Genomic DNA, 26,892 nt, shown 5'->3' on the forward strand with positions numbered 1-26,892 from the left:
ACGTAACAACCATGATGCGCATTCTGTTGTTTGTAGCCACCAACCTTGCGGTGGTGCTGGTTGCAAGCATTACCCTGAGCCTGTTCGGCTTCAACGGGTTCATGGCCGCCAACGGGGTCGACCTCAACCTCAGCAGCCTGCTGGTGTTCTGCGCCGTGTTCGGCTTTGCCGGCTCGCTCGTTTCGCTGTTCATCTCCAAGTGGATGGCGAAAATGAGCACTGGCACCCAGATCATCTCGCAGCCGCGCACTCGCCATGAGCAGTGGTTGCTGCAGACGGTCGAGGAGCTGTCGCGCGAAGCCGGCATCAAGATGCCCGAGGTGGGTATTTTCCCGGCCTATGAGGCCAACGCCTTTGCCACCGGCTGGAACCGCAACGATGCATTGGTCGCCGTGTCCCAGGGCCTGCTGGAGCGCTTCTCGCCCGACGAAGTGCGCGCCGTGCTGGCCCATGAGATCGGCCACGTGGCCAATGGTGACATGGTCACCCTGGCGCTGGTGCAGGGCGTGGTGAACACCTTCGTGATGTTCTTCGCCCGCATCATCGGCAACTTCGTCGACAAGGTCATCTTCAAGAACGAAGAAGGCCAGGGAATTGCCTACTACGTGGCGACCATCGTCGCCGAGCTGATCCTCGGCATCCTCGCCAGCATGATCGTCATGTGGTTCTCGCGCCGTCGCGAGTACCGCGCCGACGAAGCCGGCGCACAACTGGCCGGCACAGCCGCGATGATCGGCGCCCTGCAGCGCCTGCGCGTGGAGCAAGGCCTGCCGGTGCACATGCCCGACACCATGAAGGCCTTCGGCATCAATGGCGGCCTCAAGCACGGCCTGGCCGGCTTGCTGATGAGCCACCCGCCACTGGAAGAACGCATCGAGGCCCTGCGCCGCCGCGGTTGATCCAACTGGTAAAAGAAAAGGGCGACTTCAGGTCGCCCTTTTTCGTTTCCTGTGCCGGCCTCTTCGCGGCTGAAGCCGCTCCTACAGGGACCGCACCTGTTCTGAACCTGTAGGAGCGGATTCATCCGCGAGAGGCCCGCACAGGCAACCAACGATCAGAACTGTACGCGATACACCCGCTCCAGTACGCTGGCAACGCCGGCCTGGAGGAATTTCGGGCTCTCTTCAATCACCTCGCGCTCATCCAGAATCTGCACGTTGCCACCGGCATACCCCTGGCGCACTTCGTCATCCGGCACCGAGAATGGCGGGCCGTCGAGCAGCTGCTGATCGTAATCCATGGTCAACAGCAGCCCCTGACACCCCACAGGCAGCACTTGCGACAGATGCGCCATGTAGCGCGCCCGCATCGGGGGCGGCAAGGCGATTACCGCAGCGCGGTCGTAGAGGCCCTTGCAATCGGCAACATCTCGCGCCTGCAAGGCGAAGAAATCACCACACCAGATCTCCACATCATCGTTGCGCCAGACCTCGAACGCACCCTGGTGCGAGACCTGTGCCTCCAGCCCCTGCTCTTGGAAAAAATCCTCCACCGCCCGCCGCGACAACTCCACTCCCAGTACTCGATGGCTGCGAGCCGCCAGCCAGGCCATGTCTAGGCTCTTACCGCACAACGGCACCAGCACGCGGCTGCCTTGAGCCAGCTCCAGCTTCGGCCAATGCGCCAGCAGGAACGGGTTGACGTCTGTACGGTGAAAACCGATCTGATTATCGGCCCATCGCTTTTGCCAAAACGCTGGCTCCATGATCACTCCCGATTTTTAGATGGATTAAGGGTAAAACTTGGTTTGGATTGCGATCTGTAATTGATCGAACATGATGACATCTTAATCCTCGGACCCCAATCATGCTGCCCAGCCTGTTCATTTCCCACGGCTCACCCATGCTCGCCCTGCAACCCGGTGCCAGCGGACCGGCACTGGCGCGCCTGGCCAATACGTTACCTCGCCCGAAAGCGATCGTGGTGGTGTCGGCGCACTGGGAAAGCCGCGAACTGCTGGTGACTGGCGCTGCGCAGCCAGAGACCTGGCACGACTTCCACGGCTTCCCGCCTGCCCTCTATGCGGTGCAGTACCCCGCACCGGGCGATCCAGCGCTGGCCACCAAGGTCAGTGAATTACTCAACGCTGCCGGCCTGCCGACGCGCCTGGATGCCCAGCGGCCGCTCGATCACGGCGCCTGGGTGCCGCTGTCGCTGATGTATCCGGATGCGAGCATTCCGGTAATTCAGGTATCGCTGCCCAGCCGCATAGGGCCTGGGTTGCAGTTGAAGGTCGGCCAGGCACTGGCGGCGCTGCGCGAGGACGGCATTCTGCTGGTAGGGTCCGGCAGCATCACCCACAACCTGGGAGAACTCGACTGGCATGCCGGGCCGGAGGTAATCGAACCGTGGGCGCTGGCGTTTCGTGACTGGGTGGTGGAGAAACTCGGCGAGGATAATCAGGCGGCATTGCTGGATTTCCAGCAACAGGGGCCATTTGCGGCCCGCAACCATCCCAGTGATGAGCATTTCTTGCCGCTGTTTTTTGCTTTGGGCGCTGGCGGCAAGTTCGGCATCGTGCATCAAGGATTCACCTTGGGTGCGCTGGGGATGGACATTTATCGATTCGACTGAAGGGCCTCATCGCGGCTGAAGCCGCTCAGGAGTGGCCGGTACAGGCAAAAAAAATCCCCGACCTAGGCCGGGGATTTTTTCGTTACGCCAGGATCAATCCTCGCGGTAGCGACGCAGCTTCAGCTGCTTGCCAGCCACGCGGGTGTCCTTGAGCTTGGACAGCAGGCGCTCGAGGCCATCTTCCGGCAGCTCGATCAGGCTGAAGCTGTCGCGCACCTGGATGCGACCGATCGCATCACGGGCCAGGCCACCCTCGTTGAGGATCGCGCCCAGCAGGTTCTTGGCGGCGATACCATCACGGGCACCCAGGGCAGTACGGCAACGTACACGGCCTTCGGCCAGCGGCAGCGGTGCGCGACGCTCGCGATCACCACGGTCGCTGCGCTCGGTACGCTCACCACGCTCAGGGCGCTCACCGCGCGGCGCGAAGCTTGGCACCAGCGGCTGCTCGCGCTCTACTGCGGCCAGGTCCAGGGCTTGGCCGTTGGTGGCCTTGCGCAGCAGGGCTGCGGACAGGGCACGCGGGCTGCAACCCAGGGCTTCGGTCAGGCGGTCGAACAGCTCGCCATGAGTGGCTTCGGCTTCGGCAACCAGCGGTTCCAGGCTCTTGGTCAGCTTCTTGATGCGCGCATCCAGCACGGCTTGAGCGTTCGGCAGACGGGCTTCGGCAACCTTCTGCCCAGTGACGCGTTCGATGACCTGCAGCATGCGGCGCTCACGCGGGGTGACCAGCAGCAGCGCACGGCCTTCGCGACCGGCACGGCCGGTACGGCCGATACGGTGCACGTAGGACTCTGGGTCGTACGGCATGTCGACGTTGAACACGTGAGTGATGCGCGGTACGTCCAGGCCACGGGCAGCGACGTCGGTAGCGACGACGATGTCCAGGCGGCCATCCTTGAGCGAGTCGATGACGCGCTCACGCTGGTTCTGGGCGATGTCGCCGTTCAGCGCAGCAGCCTTGTAGCCTTTGGCTTCCAGCGCGGCGGCCAGGTCCAGAGTGGCTTGCTTGGTGCGCACGAAGGCGATCAGCGCGTCGAACTCTTCCACTTCCAGCAGACGCAGAACAGCCGGGATCTTCTGGTCGGCGTGGACCATCAGGTGGGCCTGGTCGATCGCGGTAACGGTCTGGGTCTTGCTCTGGATCTTGACGTGCTTGGGCTCACGCAGGTGACGTTCGGCGATCGAGCGGATCGACGACGGCAGGGTTGCGGAGAACAGTACGGTCTGGCGGCTGGCCGGAATGGCATCGAAGATCACTTCGAGGTCGTCCATGAAGCCCAGCTTGAGCATTTCGTCGGCTTCGTCCAGTACCAGGTACTGCACGGTCGACAGGACTTTCTCGTCGCGACGCAGGTGGTCACACAGACGGCCCGGGGTAGCCACGACGATTTGCGCGCCGTTACGGATGGCACGCAGCTGTGGGCCCATCGGGGCACCACCGTAGACAGCCACTACGTTAACGCCTGGCATCTGCTTGGCGTAGGTTTCGAAAGCGGTAGCAACTTGCAGCGCCAACTCACGGGTTGGCGCCAGGATCAGGGCTTGCGGTTCGCGCTTGCTCACGTCGATCTTGTTGAGGATCGGCAGGGCGAAGGCAGCGGTCTTGCCGGTGCCAGTCTGCGCCTGGCCGATCATGTCGTGACCGGCGAGGATGATCGGGATCGACTGATGCTGAATAGCGGACGGCTCTTCGTAGCCAGTGGCCAGAACAGCAGCAACGATATTCGGATTGAGATCGAGAGCGGCGAATCCGCCGGTTTCCTGGGTCATGGGTCTGCCTCTAGGTGCATCCGCAAAGACCCATGCTCCAAAGCTGCACATGCCTTGAAAGACCAGAAGGTCACCCAGGCAGCTTTGGCGGCGGGGATTTGCGAAAACGATTGAAAAAGAAAAACTTGGGAAAGTCCGCCTAGCGGACGTGCAGCCGAAGCTGGACTCGGAGGATTTGCACCACCTGATTTTGAGGTCCGCTAAAAGACCGGCGCGTACTATACCCGAATAACAGAGGGCCGTGAGGAAATTTTTTACAATTCAGGGCCGGCATCGGGCCATCAGAAAATGCACGCTGAATCGATTCCTCACGCGACTCGATCTTCAGGTGGCAGGCCGGATCACCTGAATCAATGCTTCCAGGCTATAGCCCAACCGCGGCGCCAGCGCCTCGGCCCGCGCTCGCACGCCGTCCAGGTCCAGCACCTGCTCCAGGTCCGCCGGCACCAGCAGGATCACATTGCCCTCCTTCACCGGCAGCTCCCAGTAATGCCGGTGATACAACCCGCGCAGCAGCGCCGCACCCAGCGGCCTGCCGTCATCGCCTGCCCACTGGTTGATCACCAGCCAGCCGCCGGGGTTGAGCTGCTTCTGGCAGTTCTCCAGAAACTTCCAGGCCAGGTGACCGACGCCCGGACCGTGGTCGGTGTACAGGTCGACGAACAGCAGGTCGGCCTTCTCCGCCGTGGGCAGCAGCTCCAGGGCATCGCCGACCCGCACGTACAGGCGCGGGTCGTCGTCCAGCCCCAGGTACTGCATGGCCAGGCGTGGCACATCCGGGCGCAATTCGATGGCTTCGATGTCGTCAAGCGGCAGGAATTTCATGCAGGCCTGGGTCAGAGTACCGGCGCCCAAGCCGAGAAACAGCGCACTCTCGGGCTGCGCGTGGCACAGCGCGCCGACCAGCATGGCGCGGGTGTAGTCGTACTCCAGCCAGCTGGGGTCGGCGGTGAACACGCAGCTCTGCTCGATGGCATCGCCGAATTCGAGGAAGCGATAGTCATCCACTTCGTACACGCTGATGACGCCAAAGGCATCCTCGACCCGAGCCAGCAGCACTTCTTCCCGCTCCGTCGCCATTTATCCGCCACTCGCCCGCGCAAAAACGCGCATTGTCCGTCAACACCCTCGATGCAACAAGCTCAGCGCCAACTGTTACCATGACAGACAGCCTATAACTGACCATACCGAGCCTGTGATGAACCGACCGTGGAGCCCTGACAGCTGGCGAGCCCTGCCGATCCAGCAGCAACCGACCTACCCCGATGCCGCGCACCTGCTCAAGGTCGAGCAGACCCTGGCCAGCTACCCGCCGCTGGTGTTCGCCGGGGAAGCACGCGAGCTGCGTCGGCAGTTCGCCGAGGTCACCGAGGGCCGCGCCTTCCTGCTGCAGGGCGGCGACTGCGCCGAGAGCTTCGCCGAGTTTTCGGCGGCGAAGATCCGCGACACCTTCAAGGTGCTGCTGCAGATGGCCATCGTCATGACCTTCGCCGCCGGCTGCCCGGTGGTCAAAGTCGGCCGCATGGCCGGGCAGTTCGCCAAGCCCCGCTCGGCCAACGACGAAACCATCGGCAACATCACCCTGCCGGCCTACCGCGGCGACATCGTCAACGGCATCGGTTTCGATGAAAAAAGCCGCATCCCCGACCCCGACCGCCTGCTGCAGGCCTACCACCAGGCCACCGCCAGCCTCAACCTGCTGCGCGCCTTCGCCCAGGGCGGTTTCGCCGACCTGCACCAAGTGCACAAGTGGAACCTGGACTTCATCGCCAACTCCGCGCTGGCCGACAAGTACCACCAACTGGCCAACCGCATCGACGAGACCCTCGCCTTCATGCGCGCCTGCGGCCTGGACAGCGCTCCGCAGTTGCGCGAAACCAGCTTCTTCACCGCCCACGAGGCGCTGCTGCTGAACTATGAAGAAGCCTTCGTGCGCCAGGACAGCCTGACCGGCGACTACTACGATTGCTCGGCGCATATGCTGTGGATTGGCGACCGCACCCGCCAGCTCGACGGCGCCCATGTGGAGTTCCTGCGCGGCGTGCACAACCCAATCGGGGTCAAGGTCGGCCCTAGCATGAACCCCGAAGAATTGATCCGCCTGATCGATACGCTCAACCCGGACAACGACCCAGGCCGCCTCAACCTGATCGTGCGCATGGGCGCCGGCAAGGTCGGCGAGCACCTGCCTGGGCTGATCCGCACCGTCGAGCGCGAGGGGCGCAAGGTGCTGTGGAGCTCCGACCCGATGCACGGCAACACCATCAAGGCCAGCAGCGGCTACAAGACCCGCGACTTCGCGCAGATCCTCGATGAAGTGAAGCAATTCTTCCAGGTGCACCAGGCGGAAGGCAGCCATGCCGGCGGCATTCATATCGAGATGACCGGGCAGAACGTCACCGAATGCATCGGCGGCGCCCGACCGATCACCGAAGATGCGCTGTCCGACCGCTACCACACCCACTGCGACCCACGCATGAACGCCGACCAGTCGCTGGAACTAGCCTTCCTGATCGCCGAAACCCTCAAGCAGGTGCGGCGCTAGAAGCTTTTAGCGTTGCTGTTCGCTGTTCGCTGTTCGCTGTTCGCTGTTCGCTGTTCGCTGTTCGCTGTTGATCTTGCTTCTATGTGCGCGAAAGTCCAGACAACGCAAAATGCGACTTCAGGAGGCCGAGCGCAGGTCTTGCGGAGGGAGGTGACGGGCAGGAGCCCGTCAAGCGCCTCGGCCCATGGATGGGCCGTGGGCGCGGTCCTCCCGGGAGCAAGGCCGGAGCGAGGGAACCCCGGAGCGTAGCGCAGGGGCCGGATGATAGGAGCCAGCCTTTTTTGGTTACTTTTTGGGGCGTCTGCCAAAAAGTGACCCGCCGTAAGGGCGGAAAGGTGATTCAGCGTCACCTTGGCAAACGGATATGCTCTCTCTCATCAGAACCACCTCATAAGCTTTGGGCTTTGGGCTTTGCGAGCATATCCATTCACGATGGAGGCGCTGATTCACCTTTCCGCCCTTACGGCGGGTTACTTAGGTCTTGGCCAAAGTAACCAAAACCGCCCGCTCCCATCATCCGGCCCCTACGCTGCGCTCCGGGGTTCCCTCACTCCGGCCTTGCTCCCGGGAGGACCGCGCCCACGGCCCATCCATGGGCCGAAGCGCTTGACGGGCTCCTGCCCGTCACCTCCCTCCGCAAGACCTGCGTTCGGCCTCCTGAAGTCGCAATCTGCGCCGTCTCAACTATCGCGCATTAGAAGCAAAAGCCGAGCAAGAGCAAGAGCGGATGCGGCGCTCGACATCATTTGCGCAGCGGGTCATCCCAGAAATGCCGCTCGGCCTCTTGCTGGATATCCGCCCGGCTCAACCCCAGGTCGTGCAAAGTCGCATCACTGAGGCGGGCCAGCTCGCGACGCTGGCGATACAGCTCATACCAGCGCAGCGGACGGTCGCTAACCGCGTGCCACAGGTGGTTCAGGGTAAAGGCAGGTTGCTGGATGCTGCTGACATGACCTTTCATCGTGAAGCCCTCCGTGTTGATGGCTCCAGTCTCGCGCCAGGCTTAAGATCAATCCAACGAATGTTTCTGATGCCATGCATCTCGGAGATTGATGCAATGTCCCAGTATCAAAGCCTCGATGCCGACGTGCTGCGCACCTTCGTCGCCATCGCCGAGCAAGGTGGTTTCACCCGCGCTGGCGAAGTGGTCAACCGCACCCAGTCGGCGGTGAGCATGCAGATGAAACGCCTGGAGGAGGACATCCTGCAGCGCCAGCTGTTCGAGCGGGACAGCCGCCAGGTACGCCTGACCGCCGAGGGACAGGTACTGCTCGGCTATGCCCGGCGCATCCTCAAGCTGCATGGCGAGGTGTTCAACACCCTGCGCATGCCGCACATGGTCGGGTTGGTGCGCATCGGCACGCCGGATGATTACGCCATGCGCTTTCTACCCACCATCCTGTCGAGCTTCGCCCAGGCTTACCCGTTGATCCAGGTGGAAGTGCACTGCGATTCGTCAAAACAGTTGATGCTGCGCCAGGACCTTGACCTGACCATCGTCACCCGCGAACCCGGCAACGAAGTCGGCCAGTTGCTGCGCCAGGAGCGCCTGGTATGGGCGGCCGCCGAAGGCTTCTGCCCGCAGGAACAGCGGCCTATGCCGCTGGCGCTGTTCAATACCGATTGCTTCTGCCGCGCCTGGACCTGCAATGCTCTGGAGGCCCAGGGCATCGATTACCGTATTGCCTACACCAGCCCCAGCCTGGCGGCGATCTTCGCCATCGTCACCGCCGGGCTGGCGGTGACGGCCCAGTTGCAGAGCCTGATTGGCGGCAATATCCGCATCCTCGGCGAGCAGGACGGCTTGCCGCAACTACCCATGGCCAATGTGATGCTGTTGCGCAACAGCCAGAGCCAGTCGCCGATCACCGACTGCATGGCCGATTACATTATCGAAGGGTTCTTGTAAGGCATTAGAGCTCGAAACCCAGCATCAGCGCACAGATCACAAGGAACACGCAAAACATCGCACGCAGCGCTTTCTCGGGTAGCGCATGGGCCAGCCGCACTCCCCAGCTGATGCTCAGTAGCCCACCGACCGCCAAGGGAATACCCACGCTCCAGTCGACACTGTGGTGCACGCCGTAGGTCAGCAAGGTCACCGTGGTGCTCGGCGCCGCCAGCGCCAGCGACAGGCCTTGTGCGACCACCTGGGTGGTACCGAACACGCTGGTCAGAATGGGCGTGGCAACCACTGCGCCGCCTACCCCGAACAAGCCGCCCATGGTCCCGGCAAAGCTGCCCAGCACGCCCAGCCACGGCCAGGCATAACGCAGTTCGGCACTCGGCGGCGAGACTTTGAGGAACATCCGCGCCACATTCCACACGGCAAGCGCGACCAGGAAGCCGACGAAGCCCAGACGCATCGACTGCGCATCGATGCCTACCGCCCAAATCGACCCGAGCCAGGCAAACAGGAAACTGCACGCTGCCAGAGGTAAGGCATGACGCAGCTCGATGCGGTTGCGCTGGTGATAGCGCCACAGCGCCAGCAACACGTTCGGCACCACCATCACCAGCGCCGTGCCCTGGGCCAGCTGCTGATCAAGACCGAAAAGCACACCCAGCGCTGGGATGGCGATCAGACCACCACCGATGCCGAACAGGCCACCCAGGGTGCCCAAGGCGGCACCCAACACGATATACATCAACCACTCGATCATCAGGGCCTCATCTGCCTGCACTCACAATGCGAGCATGCTAACGATTGAGCGCTGGCGGCGAAACGCACAGCAACGCACAATGGCTATGCGTTCCTCGCAAAAGCGGATTTTTCATGAGCCCTGATATCCTCACCGATCAATTGAGCCTGTTCCTCGATGTACTGGAGACCGGCAGCTTTTCCGCCGCCGCACGGCGTCATCCGCTGACCCCCTCCGCCGTGGCGCGGCGCATCGACAACCTCGAAAATGCCATCGGCAGCCGCCTGGTCACCCGCAGCACCCATGCCGTGCGCGCCACACCGGCAGGCAATGCCTTCGCCGAGCGTGCCCGACGCATCATCGAGGAATTGCGCCTGGCCCGCGCCGAGGCCGTGTCGCTGAGCAACGCCCCGGAGGGACTGATCCGCATCGACGCACCCGCCGCCTTCGGCCGCCGTCACCTGGCGCCGGCCATCGCCGACTTTCTGGTCGCCTACCCGGGGCTGGACGTGCACCTGCGGCTGATCGACAGCTTCGTCGATATGCACGGCAGTCACCTGGGCGAAGTCGACCTGGTCTTGCGCGCAGGGCCGCTAGCGGATACGCGCCTGGTCGCCACTCCGCTGGCCTACATGGTACGCATCGCCTGTGCCAGCCCCGCCTACCTGGCCAATCGCGGAGTGCCCACTTGCCCCAGCGAGCTGCCCGAACACGACGGGCTCGACTGGGATGGCCTGGCGCCACCGTTCGCCTGGCGCTTCACTGTCGACGGGCAACAGCGCCTGTATCGCCCCTCGCGCATGCGCATGGCCGCCAACAACGCCGAAACCCTGTTGTTCGGCGCCCTCGCCGGCCTGGGTATCGCCCATTTGCCGACCTGGCTGATCAGCGACTACCTGCTGCGGGGGGAATTGGTGCCGTTGTTTTGCGACGAAGGCCTGCCCGCTGCAGAGACCAGCGGAATTTATGCGCTCCGCCTGGCACATGAAACGAACTCTCGCAGCCGCTTGCTGCTCGAATTCCTCAAGAGCCGCTTCAGCCCGATTCCTCCTTGGGACCTGGCGCTGAGAAGCGAGCTGCGCTGGCAATGAGCGCGCAAACTTTCAGCGTGCTAGATTCCACCATTGATCACATTCAAGGACCTGCATGAACGCCGACACCCAAGCCTCCTGTGACGAGCTGCTGCTGGACAACCAGGTCTGCTTCGCCCTGCACTCCACCTCGTTGCTGATGACCAAGGTCTATAAGCCGTTGCTCCAGGCATTGGGCCTGACCTACCCGCAATACCTGGCCATGCTCGTCTTGTGGGAGCGGGATGGCATGACTGTGGGCGAGATCAGCCAGCACCTGCTCACCGACCCCGGCTCGCTGACCCCGTTGCTCAAACGCCTGGAAAGTGAAGGCCTGCTCAAGCGCACCCGCAGCCGCGAGGACGAGCGGGTGGTGCTGGTGCAGCTCTCCGACAAAGGCCGCGCCCTGCAACACCAGGCCAAAGACGTGCCGCAGTGCATCCTCAAGGCCAGCGGCCGCAGCCTGGAAAGCCTGCAACAGCTGCAGGCCGACCTGCTGGCGTTACGCGAGAACCTGCAAAAAAACCTCTGACGACTATGCTGTGCGATGCCCGTTCGGATGAGCGGTGAAGATTTATCTTGCGCACAAACTAATTGCGCGCTAATTTAAATCCCGTACCCACCCGGCGCACCTGCTCGAAGCGGGGCGCACAGCACACTAGCGAGGCTCAAGATGCAAAAGGTCACTCCGCTGTACATCGCAGAAGCCACCTCCACCGGCGGTCGCGACGGTAAATCCCGCTCCAGCGACGGCAAGCTGGAAGTCAAGCTGAGCACCCCCAAGGAACTGGGCGGCGCGGGCGGTGACGGCACCAACCCTGAGCAGATGTTCGCCGCCGGTTATTCGGCCTGCTTCATCGGCGCACTGAAATTCGTCGCCGGCCAGGAGAAAAAGCAACTACCTGCCGACGCCTCGATCACCGCCAAGGTCGGCATTGGCCAGATCCCAGGTGGTTTCGGCCTGGACATCGACCTGCACATCAACCTGCCGGGCCTGGCCCAGGCCGACGCCGAAGGGCTGGTGGAAAAGGCGCACAAGGTTTGCCCTTACTCCAATGCCACCCGCGGCAATGTGGATGTTCGCCTGCATGTAACGGTGTAAGAACCCAGGCACAAAAAAACCCGGCAATCGCCGGGTTTTTTTGCGCGTCGCAAGAAGGATTACTTCTTGGAACGGCCCTTGAAGCTGTTGTCGCGAGTGTCGATGTCGATCCACTCGTCGATCTGGATGAAGTCGGCTACCGAAATCTCGGTACCGTTCTTCAGCTTGGCAGGCTTCATGACCTTGCCCGAAGTATCGCCACGAGCAGCGTTCTCGGTGTAGACAACCTGACGGCTGATGGTGGTCGGCAGTTCAACCGATACCAGGCGGCCTTCGAAGAACACGGCTTCGCAGACGTCTTCCATGCCTTCTTCGATGTACGGCAGAACGGCTTCGATGTCTTCGGCGTTCAGTTCGTACATGGTGTAGTCGGTGGTGTCCATGAAGGTGTACGAGTCACCGCTGATGAACGACAGGGTCGCTTCTTTGCGATCCAGGATCACGTCGTCCAGCTTGTCGTCCGCACCGTAGACGGTTTCGGTCTTGTAGCCGGTCAGCAGGTTCTTCAGCTTGGTCTTCATGATCGCGCTGTTGCGACCCGATTTGGTGAATTCGGCTTTCTGGACCAGCCACGGGTCGTTGTCGATCCGCAGTACGGTACCGGGTTTCAGTTCTTTACCAGTTTTCATTACGAAGTATCCGAATCTGGATGGATTTATAAAAATCGAGGCCGCATATCATAGCCAATTTCGGTAAAACAGTACCAGCGCCTTGGCAAGGTCCGGCCGAGCGGCCTGCTCGGCCGCCCAATCACGAGCATGCTGCTGCAGTTCCGGCCAATGTTTACGGGCCCCTTGCCACGCCTGGCGCATGTCGTGGTTCATGTTCCAGGCGCGCCACAATGCCACCAGTGCCTCGCTGGCAGCGTCCGACAGGCCCTGTCGATAAAGGCTGAGGAACGCTTCGAGCTTTTCCCAATGGGCGTTTTCTTCCTGCACGTAGATGTGCCACAGCATCGGCCGGCCAGCCCACTGCGCGCGCACGAATGAGTCTTCGCCGCGCACAGCGTTGAAGTCACAGGCCCATAGCAGCCGGTCGTAATCGTCCTGGCTGACGAATGGCAGGATCTGCACGGTCAACGCGTCGCGCCGGTAGACATCACCGACCTTGAGCCCCGGCTCGCCCAGCCACTGGCCCAGATCGCCCAGAATGCGGCCTTGCGGCACCAGCAGATGAGTGGCGCACGTATCGGTGGACAACGCATCGAGCCAGGCGCCCAGCTGCGGGTTTTCGTAGGCGAACAGCGAAATCAGTTGCGCATCCGCTTGCGCTCGAACACCTAAACCGTGCAGGAACGCGGCGCGTGCCTCGGCGGACTGCTCGAAGGCCAGCCGCCGCTGCATTAGCGAGGCCTCACGCAGCAGCCCGCCGGTCTTTTCGGTAAAGCCTGGGAAGAAGAATATTTTGCGCAGGCCGTTCGACTGCGGCGAAGGTAACCCATGGCAACCCTCGACCCAGTCCTCGGCGCTGAGGTAGTCAAGGTTAAGCCACAGAACCGGGTTGGCCCGCGCGCGCATTGCCTCGACGTACGGCAAGGGCAACTGGCAGGCAAACGCGCCAATCACCACATCGGCAGGTTCCGCCGGCTGCCACTGCGCAGGCCAGGCACGCACTTCGACGCCCTCGTGCCATTGTTGCGCAACGCTGGCGTCAGCACCCGGACACATGGGCACGAAGGCATTCAGGTCATCCACCCACAGGCGCACCGCCAGTTCGTGCTCGGCGACCAGCTGCCGGGCCAACCGCCAGGTCACCCCAATATCGCCGTAGTTGTCGACGACGCTGCAGAAGATGTCCCAAGTGACTTTCATAGGTCCTGCCCTCGCCCTGCGCAAATCGGCGAATTCTGCGTTCAAATCGTCGCCGACAAAAGCGCTAATACTGAAAGATCGCCCGAGGCCATGCGACAATGGGGCCTCGTCCCGCCCTGCCAGGAGGCCGCCATGCCCCGCCACCGTGAATTGAAGATCACCCTCAAGCCACTGCAACTGATCCTGTGCGTGGCATTCGGCCTGTGGCTCGGCGCCGTGGCCATTGCCCTGAGCCTGTGGCTGGCCGCGCGCTGGTGGCCGGAGCAGGTGCAGCCGGTGGCTCAGGCCGTCGCCCCCACCCTCGCCCGCCCGGCAGCCCCTTCCGCGCAGCCGCTGGATGCGCAGGGCGAGATGTTCGAGCGCTACAAGGACATTTTGCACAAGCAAGAGATGCAGCAAGCCGCCGAAGCCGCCCAAGGCAACCCGCGCAACCTCAACAGCCCCAGGTGCCAGTTCTGGCTGTCGCAGAACCGTACGGCGCCGACCGACAAGAGCCAGGCCAACGTGCTGGAGTTCTGTTACTGATGGACAAGCCCAGCCTGTTGACGCGCATCGTCACCGCCCTGGAAACCGACATGGAGGTGCTGCGCCGCGCCGCCCAGACCGCCTACGAAACCGCCACCGCCGAAGAAAACATCGCCGAGAACAAGTACGACACGCTTGGCCTGGAAGCTTCGTACCTTGCCACCGGCCAGGCCAGGCGCACGGCCGAAATTCGTCAGGCACTGCTGATCTATCAGCAGCTGGCATTGCGTGATTATGACCCGGCGCGGGGGATACAGATTGGCAGCCTGGTGACCCTGGAAGATGAGCACGGCGAACAACGCTTGCTGTTCCTCGGGCCGGAAGCGGCCGGGTTGAAGATTGGCAAAGGCGCTGAACTGGTGACAGTCATCACCCCGCGATCGCCGCTGGGGCAGCAGTTGGTGGGCAAGAAAATCGATGATGAAGTGAGCCTTGGGGTACAGGCTTTCTTCATCATCCAGGTTGCCTAGTTGCTGACTAACGCATCGAACTTCGTCGCCAAGCCGCGCTCAGCGAACTGCTCCTGAACAAAATCGATGAACGCCCGGGTCTTGCCCGGCAGCAGCTTGTGCTCGGTGTAGTACAGGCTGATATGCCCATCATCCACATACCAGTCCGGCAACACCCGCTGCAGCAGCCCCGCCTCCAGGTACGGCACCGCAAACGGCAGGCTGACCAGGGCAATGCCCAAGCCCTGCTGGGCCACCGCGCAGGCCGCATCCGAGTCGCTCATGGTCATCGCCTGGCGCAACTGCAGGGGCTGCTGGTCCTGCCAGCGGCTGGTCAGCGGCCAGGAACGCACGCGGCCGGTCTGCGGTGAGCGAATCAGGATCCCGGCATGGCCTTGCAGCTTTTGCGGACCATCGATACCGGGGTGTTCGCTCAGATACTTGGGTGCCGCCACCAGCACCCGATGCGCCGGCGTCAGCTTGCGCGCCACCACTCCCAGCGGCAGCTCGAAACCACCGCCAATCGCGGCATCGAAGCCCTGGCCGATCAGGTCGACCTGGCGGTTGTCGAAATGCCAATCCGGGGTGATTGCCGGGTAGCGCCGCAAGAATTCGCCCAACAGAGGCAACACGTACAAGCGCCCGAACACAGTTCCCATGCTCACCCGCAACAGCCCGGCCGGCTGGCCCTCGGCGCTGGCCAGGTTGGCCACGGCGTACTGGATGGTACGAAAGCTGTCGCTGACCTCACCGAGAAAACGCTGCCCGGCTTCAGTCAGGGTCAGCTTGCGCGTACTACGCTGGAACAGCCGCACGCCGAGGCGCGCTTCCAATTGGGCAACGTGCTTGCCCACCGCCGCCGGGGTCAGGCTCAGACGGCGGGCCGCCTCGGCGAAACTACCGACCTCGGCGCTGCGGATGAAACACTCAAGGGCGTTGAAGGATTCCATGGCCATGATTACCAACCAAAGGTTTACTCTGCTGATAGCGATTGCCATCTTATCAGCAGGTAATCATCGGTCGATACTGCGCCCATCCAAGGCATTCGGCCTTGCTTCCAGCAGGAGATCAGCATGTCCAAGCAACTTACCCTCGAAGGCAAAGTGGCCCTGATTCAGGGCGGCTCCCGCGGCATTGGCGCCGCCATAGTCCGCCGCCTGGCGCGCGAAGGCGCACAGGTGGCCTTCACCTACGCCAGCTCCGAAGGCCCAGCCAACGCGCTGGTCGACGAAGTCAAGGCAGCCGGTGGCCAAGCCCTGGCGCTGCGCGCCGACAGCGCCGATGCCGCCGCCGTGCAACTGGCAGTCGACGACACCGTGAAAGCCTTCGGCCGCCTCGATATCCTGGTCAACAATGCCGGCGTACTGGCCGTGGCGCCGCTGATAGACTTCGACCTCGCCGACTTCGACCGCACCCTGGCCATCAACGTACGCAGCGTGTTCGTCGCCAGCCAGGCCGCCGCCCGCTACATGGGCCAGGGCGGGCGGATCATCAACATCGGCAGCACCAATGCCGAGCGCATGCCGTTTGCCGGCGGCGCACCCTACGCCATGAGCAAGTCGGCACTGGTCGGCCTGACCAAGGGCATGGCACGCGACCTTGGGCCGCAGGGCATTACCGTGAACAACGTGCAGCCTGGCCCGGTAGACACCGACATGAACCCGGCCAGCGGCGAATTCGCCGACAGCCTGATCCCGCTGATGGCCATCGGGCGCTATGGCCAGGTGGATGAAATCGCCAGCTTCGTGGCCTACCTGGCAGGGCCGGAGGCCGGTTACATCACCGGCGCCAGCCTGACCGCCGATGGTGGCTTTGCCGCCTGATAGACTGGGGGCCAGGTGCCCCCTGCTTCTTTTTCGAACACGAGAACCCCATGACCTCCCCGACCCTCAGCCGCGCGCTGATCCTACTGATGGCCACCGCCACCGGCCTGGCCGTGGCCAGCAATTACTACGCCCAACCCCTGCTGCACAGCATCGCCGAACAGTTCGGCCTGAGCACCGCCAGCGCCGGCAGCATCGTCATCGCCGCGCAGCTCAGCTACGGCGCCGGCCTGCTGTTGCTGGCACCCCTGGGCGACCTGTTCGAGCAGCGCCGCCTGATCGTGATCATGTCGGTGATCGCCACTCTGGGCCTGGTGATCAGTGCCTGCGCCCCCAGCCTGCCGTGGCTGATCCTCGGCACCGCGCTCACCGGCCTGTTCTCGGTGGTGGCGCAGATCCTCGTGCCGATGGCCGCCAGCCTGAGCGAGCCGCACCAACGCGGGCGCGCCGTGGGTACATTGATGAGCGGCCTGCTGCTGGGCATTCTGCTGGCGCGCACCGCCGCCGGCTTCATGGCCGAACTGGGCGGCTGGCGCAGCATCTACGTGCTGGCCGCGGTGCTGATGGCTATCACCGCCTTCGCCCTGTACCGCAGCCTGCCGCAACACCACAGCCATGCCGGGCTGAAGTACCCGGCGCTGATCGGCTCGGTGTTCCGCTTGTTCATCGAAGAGCCGGTGCTGCGCCTGCGCTCGCTGCTGGGGTTGCTGTCGTTCAGCCTGTTCGCCCTGTTCTGGACACCGCTGGCGTTCCTGCTGGCGCAACCGCCTTATCAGTATTCCGACGCGATCATCGGCCTGTTCGGCCTGGCGGGTGCGGCGGGTGCGCTGTCGGCCAACTGGGCCGGGCGCCTGGCCGACGGCGGCAAGGGCTCGCTGGGCACCACTGTGGGCCTGGTGGCGCTGCTGCTGTCGTGGGTACCGCTGGGCTTCGCGCAAAGCTCGCTGCTGGCGCTGCTGGTCGGCGTGCTGCTGCTCGACCTGGCCGTGCAGCTGGTGCACGTGAGCAACCAGAACGCGGTGATCGCGCTGCGCCCCGAAGCCCGTACCCGGCTGAATGCCGGCTACATCACCTGCTACTTCATCGGCGGCGCGCTGGGTTCGCTGCTGGGCACCCAGCTGTTCCAGCACCACGGCTGGATGGGGATCGTCACGGCGGGCCTGGCGATCGGTACCCTGGCGTTGCTGGTGTGGGGCTGGGCTCAGCGTAAACAGAAAACGCCTCATCCACCTGGGCCAGCTGACGTTCGCTCAGGACACCGGCCTGATAGTGCAGCTTGATCCACGCCAGCAGGTAGTCATAGCGCGCCTGGGCCAAGTCACGTCGGGTACTGGCCAGTTGCTGCTCGGCATTGAGCACATCGAGGTTGACCCGTTCGCCCCCCTGCACGCTCTTGCGGGTCGAGACCACCAGTGACTCGGACGCTGCCAAGGCCCGCGCGTAGGCCCGCAGCCGACTGGCGCCGGACTGGCAGGCGTTGTAGTGCTTGCGCAGCTCGATCAAAGCGCCACGGGTCTGCCCATCCAGCTCGTATTCGGCTTGCTCCAGGTGTCGGCTGGCCTGGCGGGTCGACGCCGACACGCCGCCGCCGGCGAACAACGGCACACTGACTTCGATGCCCACGGTGTTGGTGTCATAGCGCTGGTTGTAGGTATTGCCGCTGTCGGACTCCTGACGCCGCGAAGTGGCGAAGGCCGTGACCTTGGGCAGGTGCCCGGCACGGTTGCGTTCCACCTCGAAACGCGCCACTTCCAATGCCTGACGCGAAGACCCCAGTTGCGGATTGCTGGCCAGGGCCCGCGCCTGCCAGGCGTCATAACCGCTGGGTTCGACGCTGGGCAGGGCAAAGCCGGCACGCAACGGCGCCAGGTCCTCGACGCGCACCGCCGGTTCGCCGATCAGCGCGCCCAACTCGCGCAAGGCGGCATCCTGGTCGTTGCGGGCCTGGATCTCCTCGGCATCGGCCAGCTCGAAGCGCGCCTGGGCTTCGAGCACATCCGTACGCGTGCCTTCGCCCGCGTCGAACAACCGCCGGTTCTGCTGGAACTGCTGGCGGTAGGCCCGCTTGCTGGCGACGCTGATGGTGATCTGGTCTTCAGCGAACAACGCCTGGGTGTAGCTGCTCATCACCCGCACCAGCAGCTGCTGGCTCTGGTCGCGGAACGTCTCGTCGGCGAACAGCGCCTGGGCGACGCCTTTGCGGTAGGCCGCATAGGCTTCGTAGTCGAACAGCGGCTGCTGGAGGATGAAGCTCGAACCCATGCTGTTGTAGTGGCGGTGCTCTTGCTGACGGCGCGAATCCCCCAGGTACTTCACCTCGGAGTCGTTGCGGCCTTTGTTGTAGTTGTACGACAGGCTCGGCAGCAGGCCGGCGCGGCCGATGGCGCGATACTCCTGGCCAGCCTCGCGGGCCTTGAAGGCGGCCAGGTAGGTCGGGTCGCGGCGCAGGGCCTGCTCGTAAATCTGGAACGGCCCCATGGCTGCCAGGGCAACGCCAGGCAGCCAGGCGCAGGCCGCCAGCAGCCCGATCAATGGAAGGTTCTTCACAGCGCGGTCCTTATTGTTCGGTCAAGGCAGTGCCTGCGCGGTCGAGCAGCGGCTTGAACAGGTAGTTGAGCAGTGAGCGCTCGCCGGTACGCACAAACAGCTCGGCTGGCATCCCCGGGCGGATGGTCAGCCCCTGCAGGCGCGCCAAGGCCTCGGCACTGACCGTACTGCGCAGCACGTAGTAAGGCTGGCCGCTACGCTCGTCGATCAACTGGTCGGCCGACAACAGCGTCACTTCCCCGCTGACCCGAGGCGTGCGATTCTGGTTGAAAGCGGTGAAGAGGATGTCCACCGGCAACTGCAGGGCAACCTTGTCTATCAGATTCACCGGCAGGCGCCCTTCCACTTCCAGCGCGGCGCCCTGGGGGACGACTTCCAGTAGCGTATCGCCAGCCCTCACCACCGCGCCTTCGGTGTGCACGCCGAGGTTGACGGCGATACCGTCGGCTGGCGCGAGGATTTCGCTGTGCTGCAAGGCAAAGCGCGCAGCGTTCATCTGCTGCTCCAGGGTCGCGGCCTTGACCTGGGCTTCGGCCAGCTGGCTGCGCACCTCTTTCTGGTATTCCTCACGGCGCTGCTGCAGATTGAACCGGGCTTCGACGATCACCTGCTCCAGGCGTGCGCTGTCACCGGCGTTCTGCGCCAGGTCGCGTTGCACCTGGGACAGCTGGCGCTGGTACTCCAGCACGCGGTTGCGCGGGATGTAGCCGTCGCCTGCCAGTGGCCGCAGGTTGTCCAGTTGCTCACGCAGCGAGTTTGCCTGGGCTTGCAGGTCGCCACGGGCCCGGCGCATACCGGCCAGTTGGCCCTGTGAGCCCTCGATACTGGCCGCCAACGCGCCCTGCTCGCGGGCCTGGGCCTGGCGACGGCTGTCGAACAGTTGGCGCTGACTTTCCAGGATCAGACCGAGCCCGGCATCGTCGTTGGCCAGCAAGTCAGCCGGAAACGCCACCTGGCCCAGGTTGTCGCGCTCACCCTGCCAGCGTGCCAGGCTGGCGCGCGCCATGCGGTACTGGGCCTGCAGCGCCTCGACATCAGCCCGCGCCTGGGTGGGATCGAGCCGGAACAGCGGCTCGCCGTGATGAACCTGCTGACCCTCACGGACCAGAATCCGACTGACCACACCGCCGGCCATCGACTGCACCGCCTTGCGCTTGCCCGACACCACCACTGTGCCCTGCACTGGCACGCCCTGATCGAGCGGCGCCAGGCTGGCCCAGGCCATGAAGCCGCCAAAACCGACCAAGGTCAGCAGCCAGCCCAGGCGAACATGGAAGCGCGCATCGCGTTGATGCCGGCTCATGCGCCACCTCCGGCCTGCAAGGGGCGCGGCGCCGGGGCCTGGCCCATGGCGTGGAGGATGTCGCGAGCCGGGCCGAAGCCTTGCATGCGCCCCTCATGCAGCACCAACAACTTATCGGCCTGGGCCAGCGCGGCGCTGCGATGGGTCACCAGCACCACGGTGCGGCCCAGTGCCTTGAGTTGGGCCAGGGCGTTGGCCAGCGCGGTCTCGCCGTGGCTGTCGAGGTTGGAGTTGGGTTCGTCCAGCACGATCAGGCAAGGGTTGCCGTACAGCGCACGGGCCAAAGCGATGCGTTGCTTCTGGCCACCGGACAGGTCGACACCTGCCTCACCCAGGCGTGTGTCATAGCCTTGAGGCAGCCGCAAAATCAGTTCGTGGACACCGGCCAGGCGCGCCGCCTCGACCACCTGCTGGCCATCGAGGTCGCCGAAACGGGCGATGTTTTCTGCGATGCTGCCGCGCAACAGTTCGATGCCCTGTGGCAGGTAGCCGATATGCGGGCCAAGCGCCTCGCGATCCCACTGGGCGAGTTCGGCGCCATCGAGCCGGATATGGCCACTGCGGGCTGGCCAAACGCCCACCAGCAGCTTGGCCAGCGTCGACTTGCCCGAGCCTGACGCCCCCAGCACCCCCAACAGTTCACCGGCGGCCAAGGTGAAGTCGACCTGCTGCAAGGTGACCCGCTCGCGCCCAGGCGGCCCTGCGCTGATCTGCTCCACCGCCAGTCGCCCGCTAGGCACCGGCAACGGCATCGGCGCGGGCGGCTCCGGGTGTGCGCGCAACAAGCCGTCCAGGCGCTGGTAGGCCAGCTTTGCCCCGCTCCACTGCTTCCACACCGCGAGCAACTGGTCGATCGGCGCCAGTACCCGGCCCATGAGGATGGAACCGGCGATCATCATCCCAGGGGTCATCTGCCCGTCGATCACCAGCAGGGCGCCGAGCCCCAGGACCAGCGATTGCAGGCACAAGCGCAGGCCCTTGCTGGTGGCGCTGATCACCGCCGTGGTGTCGCTGGCCTGGTTCTGCAGGTCGAGGAAACGCCCATGCTGGGCGAACCAGCGTCGGCGCAGCGCTGCGAGCATGCCCATGGCCTGGATGCTCTCGGCACTCTGCAACTGACTGCCGGCCAACAGCGTCGATTGCTGCTGCACAGCACTGGCCTCGGCCAGGGTGGCGTGGGTCAGGCGTTCGTTGAGCGCGGCCAGGGCGATCAGCAACACGGCACCGCCGCTGGCCATCAGCCCCAGCCAGGGGTTGAAGACGAAGATCACCGCCAGGTAGATCGGAAACCACGGCGCGTCGAAGAACGCGAACAGTGCCGGCCCGGTAACGAATTGGCGCAATTGCGCGAGGTCATTCAAGGCCTGGCCCGCGGCGCCATCACGCTGGCGCAAGTTGCGCTCGAAGGCGGCGCGGTAAACCTGCAGGTTGAAACTTTTCTCCAGCTGATTGCCCACGCGAATAACAATAAAACTGCGCACCGCTTCCAACGCGCCAATATAGATGAAGAAGCCGACCACCATTAGGGTCAATAACCACAAAGTTGTAATACTCTGCGAGCTCAGTACACGGTCGTACACTTGCAGCATATAAATAGAAGGCACCAGCATAAGGAGGTTGATCAATGCCGTGAAACAGCCAACACTGACCAGCGTTGACTTGTAATCGCCGAGTGCCGCCCACAAGGGCGCCCCGGGCTGTTTGCTCGGTAGTTTCATGTTTCACCCTTATTCACCTGGAACTTGCATGAAGTTCCAGGCCGGGGTTATGGGTCCTGGCGTTCGAGCACCAGGTGTGTGCCGTCTGCGCGGGTTCCGGTGTAGTGCCCGGCCCCCTGGCGGCTGAAATGCACGGCCTGGCTGCCGTCGGCACCGACCAAGGCCAGCGTGTCCGGCGTCACCAGCCAAGTACCGGGGCGCAGGCCCAAGAGGCGTTCGGCGCACACCAGGTCGCCATTCAGTTCGCCGTCGCTGGCACCCAGATGCAGCGCGCAAACCGACGCCGGTTGCAAGTCACAATACAGTTGCCAACGACCGGCCAGTTGCGCGGCATTGGGGAGAAGCAGACTGCTCGCCATACAGACCTCGGTGATCACCATCAAGGGGATCGCGCCCAGCGCGATCATTCGCTCGAACCTTCTCATGCCTCGACCTCGCCAGCCAGAAGGGCGACGCGTGAGCGCCGCCCCGTGCATCAGACCACGATGTCGGTGACAGCGGCCTGGCCAACGGTGGTCACCAGGAAATCAGCCAGGCTGTTCCCAGTGAAGTCGATGGCCAGGCTGCCCAGGTGAGTCGCCTGGTCGTAGCTCAGCAGCGCCTCCCCGGCTTGGCCGGTAAAGGCGTTGACGAACTGCAGCGGCAGCTTGTTTACGGCGAATGCGGCGATCGCCGACAGGTCGATCTTGTCCTGACCGGAGGTGAAATCCATGATCCGGTCCGGCGCCGCCCGCGTGGAGTCGCTGACCGCCGCGAACACGAAGGTGTCCGCGCCAGCGCCGCCCCACAGCTGGTCGCCGCCACCCGCGCCGTAGATGATGTCGTTGCCGGCACCGCCTTTGAGCACGTTGGCCACGCCATTGCCGATCAGCAGATCGTTGCCGGCCCCGCCAAAGGCGTTCTCGACCGTTACACCCTTGGCGATCGACACGTTGCCGACCATGCCACCGACGTCGGAGAACGAGGCTTCGTTGAGGTTGATCTTCTGGTTCTGGGTGAACCCGGAGAAGTCCAGGGTATCGTTACCGCCCCCATCCCACACCGCGAACACCACTTTCGACGAGGCCGAGGTAGCCGAGTAGAAGTCGCGATCAGCGGTTGAGTTGAAGCCGTACACGGTATCCCCCGAACGGGTCGCGTAGTTGGCCCCGTAGAGCTTCTGGATCGCCGCGATGTCGTCCATCAACGGCGCCGAGGCATAGTACTGCCCGCCGGCCTTGATGAAGTTCTGCCCGGTATTGCTCTCGCTCCAGTAGCTCATGACGCTGTAGCCGCGGGTGTCCTGGGCGTACGAGGCGTCCTTGTAGGTCGGGTAACCCTCTCCGGCGTTGTAGTCGCCAGGGTGGGACAGCCCGAGTACGTGGCCGATCTCGTGGGTGAGGGTCTGGCGCCCGTAGTTGCCGGTGTCGGGGTTGACGTTGACCTGGTAGTCACGGCTGATCAGGTACCAGGACTCGCCCTTGTGCGAACCCGGCTGGTTGAACGGCAGGTAGGCGAAGGCAGCGCCACCGCTGCTGCCGTCGCTGTAGTTGCCGAAGGTCATGTGACCGTCGCCTCCCGAAGCGGCCTCGGTGAAGGTCACCTTGGCCACGTCCGCCCACGACTGCATGGCCAGTTTGGCCTGGGCTTTCTGCTGCACCGAGAAGGCGCTGAAGCTGCCCAGGTCACGGCTGTAGAAGTCCGACGGTGCGCGGTTGAGGAAGGTGTAGCTGAGGCTGATGGTGCCGTCCTTGTTCACATCCTGCCAGGCTGCGCCATCGCGCAGCAGTTGGGTGGCCGCCTGGTCGACGGTAAACGAGGGTTTGCCATTGACGTTCGCGCCACCGCGATCGTATTGATGGCCAAAACCATTGATCAGCCCGAATGCGCTGCTGGGCCCTTGCGGCTGCACGGCGGCACCCGCAGAAACAATGGCACTTGCTTTGACTTTCGACATACAGACACTTCCTTGTTTACAAAAAAGCAGTAGATGTCCGACAGGATTCTCCCACCTTGGCGAGAGCATCCTGTCACTCGCCCTTATGAGGCGCAAAAAAACTGACACATAATGAAACTTCATGTCCAGCGCTTTTGAAAACTTTTATTCAAAAATGAATAACGCAAGCGGTTTTATTGTTTGCGCAAACGACGGAGAACTAAAACCAAACCCTTCATACGAAGAATGACCGACAAGTTTTATTCAATTAATGGAAGTTTGATTATAAAAAAGCGACATACTGGCAAAGTGCGACGAAGCACCACACGACCCTCCGTCGCCTGATCGTTGACTTGACCGCTAATGGGGCGCTCAGTAGGCGCTGGTCAATGCCCTATCCCTGAAGGATCATTCAATGACAAGACTCACGGTGCAATCCGGCGACTTCTTGCAAGGTGAAGGCGAGTTTCGCAATGGATCGCTCACACTCAAGACCCCGCGCAGCCCCTCGCCTGGCGAGCGCATCTCGCTTACCCGTATCACTGACCTGCAGCTGGCCAGCCTGGAATCCAGCCGCAGCTTGAGTTCCGCCCTTGGCTGGGGTGTGGCCGGTGCCCTGGTGGCAGGCCCGGTGGGCCTGATTGCCGGGCTCTGGCTGGGCGGCAAGGAAGAAGAAGCCACGTTCCTGGCCACATTCAAGGATGGGCGTAAACTGCTGGCCATCACCGATGGCAAGACCTGGTCGAAGATCGACGACAGCTGGCGCCAGCATCGGCGTCCGGCTGCTGGTGATTGATCACCTTCGCGCTTACTGGGTGATTATCGCCTGATATTATGGGCGTTTTTGACTGCACCGGCCTCTTCGCGGATGAATCCGCTCCTACGGGTATCACGGCCTGTAGGAGCGGATTCATCCGCGAAAGGGCCACTGCATTCTCCGCCCATAAGGAATTCGCATGCCCCTGCCCTCCCCCCGCCTGCCCCTGAGCCTGCTCAGCCTGGGCCTGGCCCTTCACAGCCCCCATGGATGGGCAGAAGGCAGCGTGACCCTCACCCCGGTGCAGGTCTCCGACACCTACGGCACCGACGGCTATCAAGCGCGAGAGGCCGCAGTAAGCGGTTTCCAACCCGCCCCCCTGCTCGACACCCCAGCCTCGGTCAGCGTGTTCAGCCAGCAACTGATCGAAGACCGCCAGGTGCGCAAGCTCAGCGAAGTGCTGCAAAGCGACGCCTCGGTCGGCGAGAGCTATGCCCCGATTGGCTATTACGAAAACTTCAACGTCCGCGGCTTCGAGCTGAACGCCGCCAGCAGCTACCGCATCAACGGCCAGACCATCGCCGGCGAGCAGAACGTGGCGCTGGAAAACAAGCAGCAGATCGAGCTGCTCAAAGGCCTGTCCGGCCTGCAAAGCGGTGTGTCGGAACCTGGCGGCTTGATCAACTACGTGACCAAGCGCGCCGAGGATGTGCGCAGCGTCACGGTCTCCACCAACGAGCACGGCGAGCGTTACCTGGCAACAGACCTGGGCGGCTGGTTCGGCAGCGAGCGGCAGTTCGGCCTGCGCGCCAACCTCGCCCATGAGGACATCCGCTCGTACGTCGACCACGCCGACGGCAAGCGTGACTTCGCCTCGCTGGCCTTCGACTGGCAGATCAGCCCCGACGCCACCCTGCAGCTGGATGCCGAATACCAGCACCGCGAACAACGCTCGGTACCGGGCTACCAGCTGCTCGGCGGCAGCCAAGTGCCACACGGCATCGACCCCGATGACCGGCTGGCCTACCAGCACTGGGCCAAACCGGTGCAGAACGATTCGCTGAACCTCGGAGGGCGCTTCCAGTACCGCTTCAACGATGCCTGGAGCGGCACCCTGAGCGCCTCACGCAGCAAGGTGGTGATCGACGACTACAGCGCGTTCGCCTGGGGCAGTGAGGGCGGCTGGCAGTCGCACTTCAGCCCGAAAGGCGATTACGACATCTACGACTTCCGCAGCCCCGACGACACCCGCCGCACCGACGAAGCCCAGGCCGTGCTCAACGGCCATTTCGACGCGCTTGGCGTGGGCCATGAGCTGACCGTAGGCACCAGCGCGCAACGTCGCACGCTGGATCAGCGCCCTTACTACAACGAGCTGGTCGGCAGCGGCAATATCTACACCGGCGCGCCTGCCGTGGAACCCTCCGGCCGGCCCATCGGTGCCAGCGAGCGGCGTCTGGACAGCCGCCAGTACGGTGTGTTCGTCAGTGACCGCATCAGCTTCAACGAGCAATGGCAGACCGTGCTGGGCGCCCGTGAAGTGCGGCTGGACGAAAAGACCTGGGACGAAAACGGCGTGGCCGGGCGCCATACCCGGCAATACCAGCTGCTGCCCAATGCCGCATTGATCTACAAGCCGCGCCCCGACACCACGCTGTATGCCAGCTACGCCAAAGGCCTTTCAAGCGGTGGCACCGCCCCGTGGTTTGCCAGCAACGCGGCCGAGATCCTCGCCCCTACCCTGTCGCACCAACTGGAGCTCGGCATCAAGCGCGACTGGCAAGGCATGAGTTTCAGCGCCGCGCTGTTCCAGATCCGCCAGGCCTACCAGTACGCCCGCCCGCAAGAGGATGGCAGTTTCACCTACGTGCAGCAGGGCCAGCAGAAGAACATCGGCCTGGAGCTCGGCGCCAGCGGTTGGGTAACGTCGAACCTGCAGATTCAGGCCAGTGCCGCAGCGATTCGCGCACGGGTCGAGAACAGCGGTACCGAGGCTTACGAAGATCATCAAGCGATCAACGTGCCGCGTCTTCGCGCCGCTGTGCAGGCCGATTACAGCCTGCCGGTTCCAGGCCTGGCATTGCTCGCCGGGGCTCGCTACAGCGCCAGCAAATATGCGAGCCAGGCTGGCAACGTCGAAGTCGGCGGGTACACCGTGTTCGATGTCGGCAGCCGGTATCGCACGCGCATTGGGGGGTATGACACGGTGCTGCGGCTGACCGTGGACAACGTGTTCGACAAGCGCTATTGGCGGGATGTGGGGGATTATCTGGGGGACAACTATTTGTTCCAAGGGGCGCCGCGCACGGCTCGGTTGTCGGCTTCGGTGAGTTTCTAG

The 26,892-nt window shown here is 63.5% G+C and carries 24 protein-coding genes and 2 pseudogenes; 13 read left to right on the top strand and 13 right to left on the bottom strand.

Going from position 1 to position 26,892, the window contains the following annotated elements; translation table 11 throughout:
* Positions 1-11 precede the first annotated feature (11 nt).
* Positions 12-899 (top strand): protease HtpX, encoded by an 888-nt coding sequence (gene htpX / locus ACIQUF_RS16190; protein WP_400658974.1) that lies wholly within the window; start codon positions 12-14, stop codon positions 897-899.
* A gap of 155 nt (positions 900-1,054) precedes the next feature.
* On the opposite strand, the gene ACIQUF_RS16195 is transcribed toward htpX, so the two are convergent.
* Complete coding sequence (locus ACIQUF_RS16195) at positions 1,055-1,705, bottom strand: thiopurine S-methyltransferase (protein WP_403133108.1); 651 nt, start codon at positions 1,703-1,705, stop codon at positions 1,055-1,057.
* A 101-nt stretch (positions 1,706-1,806) separates the two neighbouring features.
* On the opposite strand from ACIQUF_RS16195, the gene ACIQUF_RS16200 reads away from it, so the two are divergent.
* Positions 1,807-2,574 (top strand): DODA-type extradiol aromatic ring-opening family dioxygenase, encoded by a 768-nt coding sequence (locus tag ACIQUF_RS16200; RefSeq protein WP_403133110.1) that lies wholly within the window; start codon positions 1,807-1,809, stop codon positions 2,572-2,574.
* Between the two features lie 93 nt (positions 2,575-2,667).
* Here the strand turns inward: ACIQUF_RS16200 and ACIQUF_RS16205 are convergent.
* Both ACIQUF_RS16205 and ACIQUF_RS16210 read right to left on the bottom strand, forming a co-directional pair.
* A pseudogene (locus tag ACIQUF_RS16205) lies at positions 2,668-4,381 on the bottom strand (DEAD/DEAH box helicase).
* Between the two features lie 290 nt (positions 4,382-4,671).
* Positions 4,672-5,427 (bottom strand): spermidine synthase, encoded by a 756-nt coding sequence (locus ACIQUF_RS16210; RefSeq protein WP_403133112.1) that lies wholly within the window; start codon positions 5,425-5,427, stop codon positions 4,672-4,674.
* Positions 5,428-5,545: 118 nt separating this feature from the next.
* On the opposite strand from ACIQUF_RS16210, the gene ACIQUF_RS16215 reads away from it, so the two are divergent.
* Positions 5,546-6,892: a class II 3-deoxy-7-phosphoheptulonate synthase gene (locus ACIQUF_RS16215; RefSeq protein ID WP_403133114.1), complete on the top strand. Its 1,347-nt coding sequence runs from the start codon at positions 5,546-5,548 to the stop codon at positions 6,890-6,892.
* A gap of 742 nt (positions 6,893-7,634) precedes the next feature.
* On the opposite strand, the gene ACIQUF_RS16220 is transcribed toward ACIQUF_RS16215, so the two are convergent.
* Positions 7,635-7,853 (bottom strand): DUF1127 domain-containing protein, encoded by a 219-nt coding sequence (locus ACIQUF_RS16220; RefSeq protein WP_400802270.1) that lies wholly within the window; start codon positions 7,851-7,853, stop codon positions 7,635-7,637.
* Between the two features lie 96 nt (positions 7,854-7,949).
* On the opposite strand from ACIQUF_RS16220, the gene ACIQUF_RS16225 reads away from it, so the two are divergent.
* A complete protein-coding gene (locus ACIQUF_RS16225; RefSeq protein ID WP_403133116.1) occupies positions 7,950-8,801 on the top strand; it encodes a LysR substrate-binding domain-containing protein in 852 nt (283 codons plus the stop codon).
* A 4-nt stretch (positions 8,802-8,805) separates the two neighbouring features.
* On the opposite strand, the gene ACIQUF_RS16230 is transcribed toward ACIQUF_RS16225, so the two are convergent.
* The gene (locus ACIQUF_RS16230; protein WP_403133118.1) at positions 8,806-9,555 is read right to left on the bottom strand and encodes a sulfite exporter TauE/SafE family protein; all 750 of its coding nucleotides are present in this window, start codon (positions 9,553-9,555) and stop codon (positions 8,806-8,808) included.
* 113 nt (positions 9,556-9,668) lie between these two features.
* Between ACIQUF_RS16230 and ACIQUF_RS16235 the strand changes: the two genes are divergently transcribed.
* The 3 genes from ACIQUF_RS16235 to ACIQUF_RS16245 all read left to right on the top strand — a co-directional run bounded on the left by ACIQUF_RS16235 (position 9,669) and on the right by ACIQUF_RS16245 (position 11,706).
* Positions 9,669-10,625 carry a LysR family transcriptional regulator gene (locus ACIQUF_RS16235; protein WP_403133119.1) on the top strand — a complete coding sequence of 319 codons (957 nt, stop codon included), beginning with the start codon at positions 9,669-9,671 and terminating at the stop codon, positions 10,623-10,625.
* A gap of 55 nt (positions 10,626-10,680) precedes the next feature.
* The gene (locus ACIQUF_RS16240) at positions 10,681-11,136 is read left to right on the top strand and encodes a MarR family winged helix-turn-helix transcriptional regulator (RefSeq protein ID WP_403133121.1); all 456 of its coding nucleotides are present in this window, start codon (positions 10,681-10,683) and stop codon (positions 11,134-11,136) included.
* 141 nt (positions 11,137-11,277) lie between these two features.
* Complete coding sequence (locus ACIQUF_RS16245) at positions 11,278-11,706, top strand: organic hydroperoxide resistance protein (RefSeq protein ID WP_054900393.1); 429 nt, start codon at positions 11,278-11,280, stop codon at positions 11,704-11,706.
* Between the two features lie 59 nt (positions 11,707-11,765).
* Here ACIQUF_RS16245 and efp read toward each other — a convergent pair whose 3' ends face one another.
* Entirely contained in the window at positions 11,766-12,335 is a 570-nt protein-coding gene (gene efp / locus ACIQUF_RS16250) for an elongation factor P (RefSeq protein WP_133210833.1), read from the bottom strand.
* Between the two features lie 48 nt (positions 12,336-12,383).
* Positions 12,384-13,517 (bottom strand): elongation factor P maturation arginine rhamnosyltransferase EarP, encoded by a 1,134-nt coding sequence (gene earP / locus ACIQUF_RS16255; RefSeq protein WP_403133124.1) that lies wholly within the window; start codon positions 13,515-13,517, stop codon positions 12,384-12,386.
* 132 nt (positions 13,518-13,649) lie between these two features.
* On the opposite strand from earP, the gene ACIQUF_RS16260 reads away from it, so the two are divergent.
* Entirely contained in the window at positions 13,650-14,042 is a 393-nt protein-coding gene (locus tag ACIQUF_RS16260) for a hypothetical protein (RefSeq protein WP_403133127.1), read from the top strand.
* A complete protein-coding gene (locus ACIQUF_RS16265; protein ID WP_403133129.1) occupies positions 14,042-14,512 on the top strand; it encodes a GreA/GreB family elongation factor in 471 nt (156 codons plus the stop codon). Before ACIQUF_RS16260 ends, ACIQUF_RS16265 begins: the two co-directional genes overlap by 1 nt.
* Here ACIQUF_RS16265 and ACIQUF_RS16270 read toward each other — a convergent pair.
* The gene (locus ACIQUF_RS16270; RefSeq protein ID WP_403133131.1) at positions 14,509-15,447 is read right to left on the bottom strand and encodes a LysR family transcriptional regulator; all 939 of its coding nucleotides are present in this window, start codon (positions 15,445-15,447) and stop codon (positions 14,509-14,511) included. The two genes, ACIQUF_RS16265 and ACIQUF_RS16270, sit on opposite strands and share 4 nt — an antisense overlap.
* Before the next feature lie 117 nt (positions 15,448-15,564).
* Between ACIQUF_RS16270 and ACIQUF_RS16275 the strand changes: the two genes are divergently transcribed.
* Positions 15,565-16,314 (top strand): 3-oxoacyl-ACP reductase family protein, encoded by a 750-nt coding sequence (locus ACIQUF_RS16275; RefSeq protein ID WP_403133133.1) that lies wholly within the window; start codon positions 15,565-15,567, stop codon positions 16,312-16,314.
* A gap of 50 nt (positions 16,315-16,364) precedes the next feature.
* A complete protein-coding gene (locus tag ACIQUF_RS16280) occupies positions 16,365-17,594 on the top strand; it encodes an MFS transporter (protein ID WP_403133136.1) in 1,230 nt (409 codons plus the stop codon).
* Here ACIQUF_RS16280 and ACIQUF_RS16285 read toward each other — a convergent pair.
* The 5 genes and pseudogenes from ACIQUF_RS16285 to ACIQUF_RS16305 all read right to left on the bottom strand — a co-directional run.
* Positions 17,530-18,861 (bottom strand): annotated as a pseudogene (locus ACIQUF_RS16285) (TolC family outer membrane protein); the annotation flags it as partial. The gene ACIQUF_RS16280 and the pseudogene ACIQUF_RS16285 overlap by 65 nt on opposite strands.
* A gap of 10 nt (positions 18,862-18,871) precedes the next feature.
* Positions 18,872-20,164, bottom strand: coding sequence for an HlyD family type I secretion periplasmic adaptor subunit (locus ACIQUF_RS16290; RefSeq protein ID WP_403133138.1), 1,293 nt, complete (start codon positions 20,162-20,164; stop codon positions 18,872-18,874).
* Positions 20,161-21,882, bottom strand: a complete 1,722-nt coding sequence (locus tag ACIQUF_RS16295) for a type I secretion system permease/ATPase (RefSeq protein WP_403133139.1) — start codon at positions 21,880-21,882, stop codon at positions 20,161-20,163. Before ACIQUF_RS16295 ends, ACIQUF_RS16290 begins: the two co-directional genes overlap by 4 nt.
* Positions 21,883-21,929: 47 nt before the next feature.
* Positions 21,930-22,289 (bottom strand): AprI/Inh family metalloprotease inhibitor, encoded by a 360-nt coding sequence (locus ACIQUF_RS16300; RefSeq protein WP_403133142.1) that lies wholly within the window; start codon positions 22,287-22,289, stop codon positions 21,930-21,932.
* 68 nt (positions 22,290-22,357) lie between these two features.
* A complete protein-coding gene (locus tag ACIQUF_RS16305; RefSeq protein ID WP_403133144.1) occupies positions 22,358-23,818 on the bottom strand; it encodes a serralysin family metalloprotease in 1,461 nt (486 codons plus the stop codon).
* Positions 23,819-24,212: 394 nt separating this feature from the next.
* Here ACIQUF_RS16305 and ACIQUF_RS16310 point away from each other — a divergent pair, with 394 nt between their 5' ends.
* Both ACIQUF_RS16310 and ACIQUF_RS16315 read left to right on the top strand, forming a co-directional pair.
* Positions 24,213-24,593 (top strand): hypothetical protein, encoded by a 381-nt coding sequence (locus ACIQUF_RS16310; RefSeq protein ID WP_403133146.1) that lies wholly within the window; start codon positions 24,213-24,215, stop codon positions 24,591-24,593.
* Between the two features lie 160 nt (positions 24,594-24,753).
* Positions 24,754-26,892 (top strand): TonB-dependent siderophore receptor, encoded by a 2,139-nt coding sequence (locus tag ACIQUF_RS16315; RefSeq protein WP_403133147.1) that lies wholly within the window; start codon positions 24,754-24,756, stop codon positions 26,890-26,892.

This window comes from Pseudomonas sp. NPDC090233 (genome assembly GCF_044772285.1).
Taxonomy (GTDB): Bacteria; Pseudomonadota; Gammaproteobacteria; order Pseudomonadales; family Pseudomonadaceae; genus Aquipseudomonas.

Coding starts and splice junctions, on each gene's coding strand:
- htpX (WP_400658974.1), top strand. CDS start 12: ATGATGCGCATTCTGTTGTTTGTAGCCACCAACCTTGCGGTGGTGCTG.
- ACIQUF_RS16195 (WP_403133108.1), bottom strand. CDS start 1,705: ATGGAGCCAGCGTTTTGGCAAAAGCGATGGGCCGATAATCAGATCGGT.
- ACIQUF_RS16200 (WP_403133110.1), top strand. CDS start 1,807: ATGCTGCCCAGCCTGTTCATTTCCCACGGCTCACCCATGCTCGCCCTG.
- ACIQUF_RS16210 (WP_403133112.1), bottom strand. CDS start 5,427: ATGGCGACGGAGCGGGAAGAAGTGCTGCTGGCTCGGGTCGAGGATGCC.
- ACIQUF_RS16215 (WP_403133114.1), top strand. CDS start 5,546: ATGAACCGACCGTGGAGCCCTGACAGCTGGCGAGCCCTGCCGATCCAG.
- ACIQUF_RS16220 (WP_400802270.1), bottom strand. CDS start 7,853: ATGAAAGGTCATGTCAGCAGCATCCAGCAACCTGCCTTTACCCTGAAC.
- ACIQUF_RS16225 (WP_403133116.1), top strand. CDS start 7,950: ATGTCCCAGTATCAAAGCCTCGATGCCGACGTGCTGCGCACCTTCGTC.
- ACIQUF_RS16230 (WP_403133118.1), bottom strand. CDS start 9,555: ATGATCGAGTGGTTGATGTATATCGTGTTGGGTGCCGCCTTGGGCACC.
- ACIQUF_RS16235 (WP_403133119.1), top strand. CDS start 9,669: ATGAGCCCTGATATCCTCACCGATCAATTGAGCCTGTTCCTCGATGTA.
- ACIQUF_RS16240 (WP_403133121.1), top strand. CDS start 10,681: ATGAACGCCGACACCCAAGCCTCCTGTGACGAGCTGCTGCTGGACAAC.
- ACIQUF_RS16245 (WP_054900393.1), top strand. CDS start 11,278: ATGCAAAAGGTCACTCCGCTGTACATCGCAGAAGCCACCTCCACCGGC.
- efp (WP_133210833.1), bottom strand. CDS start 12,335: ATGAAAACTGGTAAAGAACTGAAACCCGGTACCGTACTGCGGATCGAC.
- earP (WP_403133124.1), bottom strand. CDS start 13,517: ATGAAAGTCACTTGGGACATCTTCTGCAGCGTCGTCGACAACTACGGC.
- ACIQUF_RS16260 (WP_403133127.1), top strand. CDS start 13,650: ATGCCCCGCCACCGTGAATTGAAGATCACCCTCAAGCCACTGCAACTG.
- ACIQUF_RS16265 (WP_403133129.1), top strand. CDS start 14,042: ATGGACAAGCCCAGCCTGTTGACGCGCATCGTCACCGCCCTGGAAACC.
- ACIQUF_RS16270 (WP_403133131.1), bottom strand. CDS start 15,447: ATGGCCATGGAATCCTTCAACGCCCTTGAGTGTTTCATCCGCAGCGCC.
- ACIQUF_RS16275 (WP_403133133.1), top strand. CDS start 15,565: ATGTCCAAGCAACTTACCCTCGAAGGCAAAGTGGCCCTGATTCAGGGC.
- ACIQUF_RS16280 (WP_403133136.1), top strand. CDS start 16,365: ATGACCTCCCCGACCCTCAGCCGCGCGCTGATCCTACTGATGGCCACC.
- ACIQUF_RS16290 (WP_403133138.1), bottom strand. CDS start 20,164: ATGAGCCGGCATCAACGCGATGCGCGCTTCCATGTTCGCCTGGGCTGG.
- ACIQUF_RS16295 (WP_403133139.1), bottom strand. CDS start 21,882: ATGAAACTACCGAGCAAACAGCCCGGGGCGCCCTTGTGGGCGGCACTC.
- ACIQUF_RS16300 (WP_403133142.1), bottom strand. CDS start 22,289: ATGATCGCGCTGGGCGCGATCCCCTTGATGGTGATCACCGAGGTCTGT.
- ACIQUF_RS16305 (WP_403133144.1), bottom strand. CDS start 23,818: ATGTCGAAAGTCAAAGCAAGTGCCATTGTTTCTGCGGGTGCCGCCGTG.
- ACIQUF_RS16310 (WP_403133146.1), top strand. CDS start 24,213: ATGACAAGACTCACGGTGCAATCCGGCGACTTCTTGCAAGGTGAAGGC.
- ACIQUF_RS16315 (WP_403133147.1), top strand. CDS start 24,754: ATGCCCCTGCCCTCCCCCCGCCTGCCCCTGAGCCTGCTCAGCCTGGGC.